Here is an 8,180-nt window from a genome sequence, read left to right on the forward strand (position 1 = left end):
TTGCGTGCTTTGCGGTTAAATATCAAGCTGTTTCATATTTTTTGATAGTTACAATTCTCATAGTTTTTTCATTTAGACGACGCAGAAATCACGCTGGCCGCTCGACAAAGATTGGCGGCTTTCTGCGAGCAGTTTCTAGTGTGATCCCTCGCTCCTCGGGATGACAATATTGTGTTATAAAAAATGAACAGTCTTTCACATCATCTCTTCAAATTTCACAATTAACTAATTATCTCATTGACTAATTATCTCATTCCCTAATTAAAGTCACACTCATCAACCCAATCACCACATCATTAGCAATAGTCTTCAAAGTCATATTTTTTAATGTTTTATTTTCATTCAGCGGAAGTTCTAAAATAGTTCCTGCACCGCCCTCAACGCCATAACCTGTAAATCCTTTTATGCTGGTGAAGTTTTTAAAATTTCTCGAAATTTCACCCGATTTCAAATACACTCTTGGCGGTTTCGGCGCATCGGTTGTAAAAGCAAGTCCGTCTATAAAATAATCCTGCTCAATCGGCCACCAGTTTTCAGGATTTTTCAGATGTAAAACTTCCGAAGTTCCGTCTGTGTAATACACCGTGATTTCTCCATTTACAATTCGGCTCTGCATCGGATTTGTTGTTCCTGCCATCATAAAATATGCATGCGAAGCTTTTCCGTTTAACGGAATAGCGATACTTTCAGGAAAATTATCCCACATAGAAGTGAAGACTATATTTTTCTGATTTTCATCTGCAGGAGTTTTAAACGGAATTCCGTTTGGAGTTGTAATCTGTCCGTTTGGTTTTGCTTTTTCACGCAGTCCTTTATCATCGATTTTCACAGTTATATTTGGATAACACCAATTTCCAATTCCTTGTTTTGGAAGCTGTAAAGTCACTGTTTGAGGTCTTGGAGATAAATATTCGTAATTAAAAATGTCAGTAATTTTTGAATTAAAAAAAGAGGCAAGCGAAATAGTTTCTGCACGTTTGGATTTATCCAGCGGTTCGTCCCAATTTACCGCTTTTTTGATTGTTTCTGTGCTTGCTTTTGCTTTTATATGAATGGGTTTCCACCAAGATAAATTCCCTTGATTCAACTGTACAAAAAATACTTTATTACCTGCCGAATTTACTTTCGCTTTAAGCAAAAAATCTTTTTTTGTAATTCCCGCCAAAACCTGCTGCGGATCATAAACTGCGGTAATTTTTGCCTTTTGAGTATTGATTTCTAAAATTTCATCAACACTATAAATTTCTTTTGATTTGAGATCTTCTATTACATTTCCTTTCCATTTTACTCGAATGTCGTAAAGAGAATTATACGGCACTTCAATACTGATTTTTGGTTTGCCGATACTTTCTGCAATCACTTTCCATGAAACGGGTTTATCATTCACCAAAACACTTTCTACAGCCTCATAAGAAGTAGTTAATATTAATTTCAAATTCATTTTTGCTGTAAACTGATTCTTAATCAGATACTTTTCTTGCTGATTTTCTCTTTTAAAATCAACAGAAACATCTGGAATTTCCAAAGAAGCCTTATCCCATTTTTCTGGAAATCCAGGTTTGATGGTCAATACACCAGCAACTGCATCGGGCTGAATTCCAAAAAGTCCTTCAACTAATGTTCGCGAAGCCATTCCGATGGGGTCCGCAAAATCGCGATACAGCTCGCCGCGCATGGCATCTTGATATAAAAGCTGTTCGAATCCGCCTGGAGAAGCTCCCAAATACATACTTTCGACCAAAACACTTTCCCACATTTTAAATGCTTTTTCCGATTGTCCACTCTGCCAGAAAGCCAGCGAAGTATGCAGCTGCTCCGCCAAAGCCACATTATTTGTTGACCAGGTATACGGCTGCCAATTGGTTGTACTAATCACGTAAAGGTCTTTTTTATCCAATCCTTCTGCTGTAATCGGAATATGCGGAATCTCATTTTCGACATAATTAAGCATTTGATAACTTTCAAAAGGATTGGACAATTCTGAATCTATCGTATGGTAAATACTCCATATTCCGGGTGCATCGTGCAATAATTTGTTTCCTAATGCATCTTTATATTCCGCAAAAATTCCTTTGTTGGAAACCCAAAGCTGCTGATTGGCTGCTTTCAAAATTTTATCGGCTTCTGTAGAAAAAGAACGATCGTCTTTCTGGATTTTTTGTGCAATTTCAGAAACTGTTTTGTTTGCATAATAATTATACGCCGAAGAATGAATCACGCCGCCGCCGCTGTATTGTAAGGCATCACTTGCCCAAATGGTGGCGTATGAATCGTAAAGTCCATCATTATCGGAATCAAAATTTCTTTTTTCCCAATCCAAATGCCTTTCAATTGTCGGCCACATTTCTTTCATAAAAGAAGTATCTCCTGTCCATTTAAAGTGTCGCAGCATCTGATCGATAAAAACCAAATTCATATCATAATGATGTGCGACATTGTTCTTGTTTGGACTTCTGCTGATGTAACCGCTGCTAAACATAGAAGTTCCTATTTCTTCTTTCTGACGTGCCAGATTTCGAACTGTATCCCATACAATCGGCCCCGTTAGAGGTGCAGTAACCTGTGAATTGCTGTAACTCGTAAAATGTGTTTTTGCACGATCATGCCAGCCCAAAGGATCTGCTGTATATGCGCCGCGCCAAGCGTTTAAGTACATTCTCCAGGCAATAGCTCCGTGAAGATAAGCCGGACTTTCCCAAATTCCGTCTGAAGCAATTGCAAGAGCTCCGCCTAATGTATTGATGTACGGATCCGGTGTTTTAATCTTTACTCTATCGGCCAGCAAATGTGTTTCCTGTACCGATTTTTCATACAGTGCTTTTATGGTTTTCTGGTCGTTTTCGGCTTTAGAATTGTCTGTTCCTAAAAGCCAGTACATTCCATTTTTAGAAATTGATTTTATTTTTCCAGTGATAAGAGGCAGTGTTTCTGCATTGGAATTATAAAGTTCTAAAGGTGTATTTTGATGATTGGCATTGGCAAGATGTACTTCTGATTCTGGAAAAGAACCTGATAAATTTCTATTATTTCCTGTTTTCTGTTTATTACTTTCCGAACCATAATCTAATAAAAAAGACTGCTTTTTTAAGCTGTATTTGTTATTGAGACAATATTCGGGCTGTAAATAAAATACCGATTCGGGATCGGCGCCAATATCTCCGTCACGACTAAATTTCCTGCCAGATGCGCCTCCAAAAGCCCAGATCAATGAAGTTTTCTGATCTATATTTTCGCCATAAACTTTAACAATAAAACCTTCGCTTTGTTTTAATGCGGCAACCTCAATGTACAATTTACCTTTTCCTAAAATCAGATCTTCAATAACGTAGTGCATCGTTCCCAAAACATAACGCGTATCAATTTTGTCTGCCTGAGTAATCCACTTGCTTTGTTTTTCATTTACCAAACCAAACTTTAGATTTCCTCCCATTCCGGGCATGTACATTGCAAATTCAGGAAGATCTCCAGTTTCTACTCTAAATCCTGTATTAGATCCGTATAATGCTCTGTTGAATTTTCTTGTACCGTTTTTTAATACAAAACTGCCGCCATCTGGCGCATAATGTATTTTGCGTATTTGTTTTTCCTGCCCCAAAAGTAGTGTAGAACAGAAAAAGAATAAACTGATAAGAATTGGTAAAGTATTATTTTTAAGCTTCATATAATGGCAGATAATTATCAATTATTAAAATCTGAATAATAAAATTTTATCTCGTTTATTTTATCATTTTGACAACAATGATGCAATTTCTTTGTTTTTTATTGGTATAGTATCCTGTACCTTCCTGATTATTTTAAAACAAAGTTTACATATTTGATAAATATTTGAATGTTTTTTAACATCATAGTACAGGATAGTATAAGAATATGAAAATATTATATTTGAAAATACAATTATTAAATTCTCAAAAATTGCTACAATTTAAAGGTTTTTTATATTTTATTTTGACATTTTCTATTTTTAGCGGCTATACTGCTAAGGCTGGAAATCTACAAACGAATACAAATAACTTAATAGAAATTAATCCGAAAACAGTAAATGCATTATGGTTTTCTTTTGGCACTTCAGAAAAGACAGCGCAGGGAAAATTGATCAGCAGTCCGATCGCTTTTGATTCGGAAACAGGATTTGGCTTTGATTTTAATACGGTTTCAAATGTCAAAATCAACTCTAAAACATTTACTTCTCAAAAACCAGTTTATTTTTCTGCAGTAGTTCCAGAAGGAAATTATCAGGTAGAAATAACGATGGGAAGTCTTGAAAAAAAATCGAATATTACTCTAAAAACAGAATCCAGAAGACTGCTTTTAGATCAGTTTTCTATTAAAAAAGGAAAATTAATAACGCGAACATTTAATGTAAACGTTCGAAACATAAAAATCGATGATTCTACCAGCATAAGCCTGAAGGACAGAGAAAAAGAAACATTAGATTGGGATACTAAACTAACGCTGGAATTTTTAGGAGACGTTTCTGTTCAAAACATAAAAATAATTCCAGAAACAAATCTGACTGTACTTTATCTGGCTGGAGATTCTACGGTTACAGATCAGGATGTTGAACCTTGGGCTTCGTGGGGACAGTTTATTACCAATTATTTTGACACCAGTATTGTTGTTGCCAATTATGCCTATTCTGGAGCTTCACTGAGCTCTTTTAAAAATTCAAACCGATTAAAAAAGATCCTTTCACTTATAAAAAAAGGTGATTATTTGTTTGTCGAATTTGGTCATAATGACGAAAAAATAAAAGGTGCCGGAAATGGTCCTTGGGAATCTTATTCTAATCTCTTAAAAGAATTTATTAATGCGGCAAAAGATAAAGGAGCAATTCCTGTTTTGGTAACGCCGACACAACGCCGCTTCTTTAATGAAAATGGAACTTTAAAAGAAACTCACGGCGATTTTCCTGCCGCAATGCGTACTGTGGCTCAAAAAAATGATACTGCACTTATTGACTTAACTAAAACGACAAAAACATTATACGAATCCTGGGGAGATTCTGTTTCAAGAAATGCATTTGTCCAATATCCTGCACATACATTTCCGGGTCAGGAAAAAGCATTAGACGATAATACACACTTTAATAGTTTTGGAGCAAACGAAATTGCACTTTGTATTTTGCAGGGAATCCGCGAATTGAATCTTCCGTTAAAAAAACAAATTTTAAAAGAAACTCCTGCTTACAATCCTAAAAAACCAAACTCAATTACTGCGTGGAAACTCCCTATGAGTGAACGCTTTGAAATTGCTAAACCAGAAGGAAACTAACCTCATTAATTACGAACTATGAATTCAGACAAAACCATTCAGATTATTTTCATTTCGGTTTTTACTCTTTTCTGCGCATTGAAAATTACTGCCCAGAAAACGGATAAAGTCTATCTTTCGGGAAAGGATTTCGAGCATCCTGTACAATGGGATTTTTATTGTACTGATGGAAATAACAGCAAAAAATGGTCGACAATAAATGTTCCTTCGCAATGGGAATTGGAAGGTTTTGGCGAATATACTTATGGGCGCTGGTACAAAGAACTAAATCAGAAAGAACCCAGTAAAGAAGAAGGTTTGTACAAATATGAATTTGAAGTTCCCGCTTCTTATAAAGATAAAACGGTGCTGATCGCATTTGGAGGCGCAATGACGGATACTGAGGTAAAAATAAACGGAAAACTGGCCGGAGCGATTCATCAGGGTGGCTTTTATGAGTTTAAGTATGATATTACTTCTTTACTGAAGTTTGATTCTAAAAATACTTTAGAAGTTCACGTCTGGAAACATTCTGCCAATAAATCGGTCAATGCTGCTGAACGAAGAGCAGACTGGTGGCTTTTTGGCGGAATTTATCGTCCGGTCTGGCTCGAAATTTCTCCTAAAACACATATTGAACATATTGCCGTAAATCCAAAAATGGATGGTTCTCTTACTGTTGATTTAAATCTTAAAAACATTTCTAAAAATACCGTTTTAGAAGTAAATCTTAAAGGTTTAAACGGAGAAAACTTTCCTTCTTTTACTTTTCCGATTAAAGCAAAAACCATCAAAGAATCTATTGCAGCGCAATGGAAAAACATAAAACCTTGGAATCCAGAAACTCCCAATTTGTACGACTTAGAATTGACTTTAAAACAAAACGGAAACGTACTGCATCAATATAAAAAAAGAATTGGTTTTAGGACTTTGAAATTTAAAAAACAAGACGGAATTTATGTAAACGGCACTAAAATTATCATGAAAGGTATTAACCGCCATTCTTTTTGGCCGGAAGGGGGCAGAAGCACCAGTAAAAGAATCAGCGAACTGGATGGTAAATTACTAAAAGACATGAATATGAATGCGGTAAGAGGGCATTATCCGCCAGACGAACATTTTCTGGAGGTCTGCGATTCTTTGGGTCTTTTTGTTTTAGATGAACTGGCGGGCTGGCAGAACTCTTACGATACCGAAACAGGAACAAAACTGGTGACCGAAATGGTGACACGAGATGTCAATCATCCGTCGGTTATTATTTGGGATAACGGTAACGAAGGAGGCTGGAACTATGATGTGGATAAAGTTTTTGAAAATAACGATCCGCAGAAAAGAATAGTGATTCATCCGTGGGCGGATTTTAACGGTTGGGACACGCATCATTACCCAACGTATTTAACTGGAATGCATCGTTTTAATGCCGGAGAAAATGTGTTTTTTCCAACTGAATTTATGCACGGAACATACGATAACGGACATGGCGCAGCGCTGGAAGATTTCTGGAACCGTTATAAAGAAAGTCCGCTTTTTGCAGGAGGATTTATGTGGGCAATGTTAGACGAAGCTGTAAAACGCTCTGATTGGACAGGCGATGTCAAGTTTGATTCTAAAGGTTCTCTCGCTGCAGACGGTATTTTGGGGCCGCATCGCGAAAGAGAAGGAAGTTATTATACCGTAAAAGAAGTTTGGGCACCAATACAATTTCAGCCAAAACAAGTTACAGAAAATTTCGATGGATCTTTTCTAATTACCAACGATTACCTTTTTAGTAATTTGAATTCCTGCAAAATGGCGTTTAAAGTACTTTCATCAGATAAAAATGTACTTTATACAAATGGCGTTTCTAAAGAAATTGCTTCGGGAAATATGGAGCTTCCGGATATTGAACCTGGCGAAACGCGCAGAATAAATTTTAATGTTCCGAAAAATTTTGCCGAAGGTGATGTTTTGTCCATAACTGCTTTTGATCAATTCAATAAAGAAATTTATACCTGGACCTGGCCGATTCATAAAGCGAAGTTTTACGCTGCTAAATTTTTGGCTGTTGAAAATACAAAAACAAAAGCGACGGCAGTACAAACAGACAATACCATTATTCTAAAAGGAAATACTGTTTCGGTTTCTTTAGATGCATTGACGGGTGAAATCAAAACGATTAAAAACGAAAAAAACACGATTCCGCTTACCAATGGCCCGCGTCCGATTGGAATGAAAGCGAAAATAAAAGAGATTAAGATTTCGCAGGATGGCGATAAAGCCGTTTGTGAAGCTTTTTATACCGGCGGACTTTCTTCTATAAAATGGATTATGGAATCTGACGGAAGATTTAAAATGGAATTGACTGCTCTGAAAAATGCTTCTGGAGGAGAAGGTTTTGATGGTGCTTTTTTTGAAGACAAAATAAGTGCTTTCGGAATCACATTCAGTTTTCCGGAGAAGGAAGTAACGGGAATTAAATGGTTTGGAAGAGGTCCTTATCATGTTTGGAAAAACAGAATTAAAGGTACAACGTACGGTATTTGGGAGAAAGATTATAACAATACAATTACGGGAGAAAGCTTTGAAAACCTTATTTATCCGGAATTCAAAGGGTATCATGCCAATTTATTGGGAGCAAATCTAAAAGCGGGAGTTTCTTCTTTTAAAGTTTTCAGCGAATCTGATAATTTGTTCCTGAGATTATTCACGCCCGATCTGCCTAAAAATGCTTTCCCGGGAAGTTATCCGCAGCCGGCATTTCCGGAAGGAGATATTTCGTTTATGTATGAAATTCCGGCAATGAGAGATTTTAAACCTTTAGAACATCAAGGTCCGCAGAGTCAGCCAACAAATATTAGAATTAAAAGCGGCGACGACGGCATTAAGATGAATTTGTGGTTTGATTTTAGAAACTAAAATTTTTTGTTTGAAGGTTTTGTTTTGTTTCAGGT

Annotated in this window: 3 protein-coding genes; 2 read left to right on the top strand and 1 reads right to left on the bottom strand. The window is 36.4% G+C overall.

Annotation, left to right across the window (positions count from 1 at the left end; all coding sequences use genetic code 11):
* Nucleotides 1–250 precede the first annotated feature (250 nt).
* Nucleotides 251–3,661 carry a DUF4450 domain-containing protein gene (locus tag B0A68_RS24255; protein WP_035689729.1) on the bottom strand — a complete coding sequence of 1,137 codons (3,411 nt, stop codon included), beginning with the start codon at nt 3,659–3,661 and terminating at the stop codon, nt 251–253.
* A gap of 251 nt (nt 3,662–3,912) precedes the next feature.
* On the opposite strand from B0A68_RS24255, the gene B0A68_RS24260 reads away from it, so the two are divergent.
* Together B0A68_RS24260 and B0A68_RS24265 are read left to right on the top strand one after the other, a co-directional pair.
* Nucleotides 3,913–5,271, top strand: coding sequence for a rhamnogalacturonan acetylesterase (locus B0A68_RS24260; protein ID WP_240475335.1), 1,359 nt, complete (start codon nt 3,913–3,915; stop codon nt 5,269–5,271).
* Nucleotides 5,272–5,289: 18 nt separating this feature from the next.
* Complete coding sequence (locus tag B0A68_RS24265; RefSeq protein ID WP_035689731.1) at nt 5,290–8,145, top strand: glycoside hydrolase family 2 protein; 2,856 nt, start codon at nt 5,290–5,292, stop codon at nt 8,143–8,145.
* Nucleotides 8,146–8,180: the final 35 nt, after the last annotated feature.

The sequence above is a fragment of the Flavobacterium reichenbachii genome (assembly GCF_002217435.1).
Lineage (GTDB): Bacteria > Bacteroidota > Bacteroidia > Flavobacteriales > Flavobacteriaceae > Flavobacterium > Flavobacterium reichenbachii.

Coding starts and splice junctions, on each gene's coding strand:
- B0A68_RS24255 (WP_035689729.1), bottom strand. CDS start 3,661: ATGAAGCTTAAAAATAATACTTTACCAATTCTTATCAGTTTATTCTTT.
- B0A68_RS24265 (WP_035689731.1), top strand. CDS start 5,290: ATGAATTCAGACAAAACCATTCAGATTATTTTCATTTCGGTTTTTACT.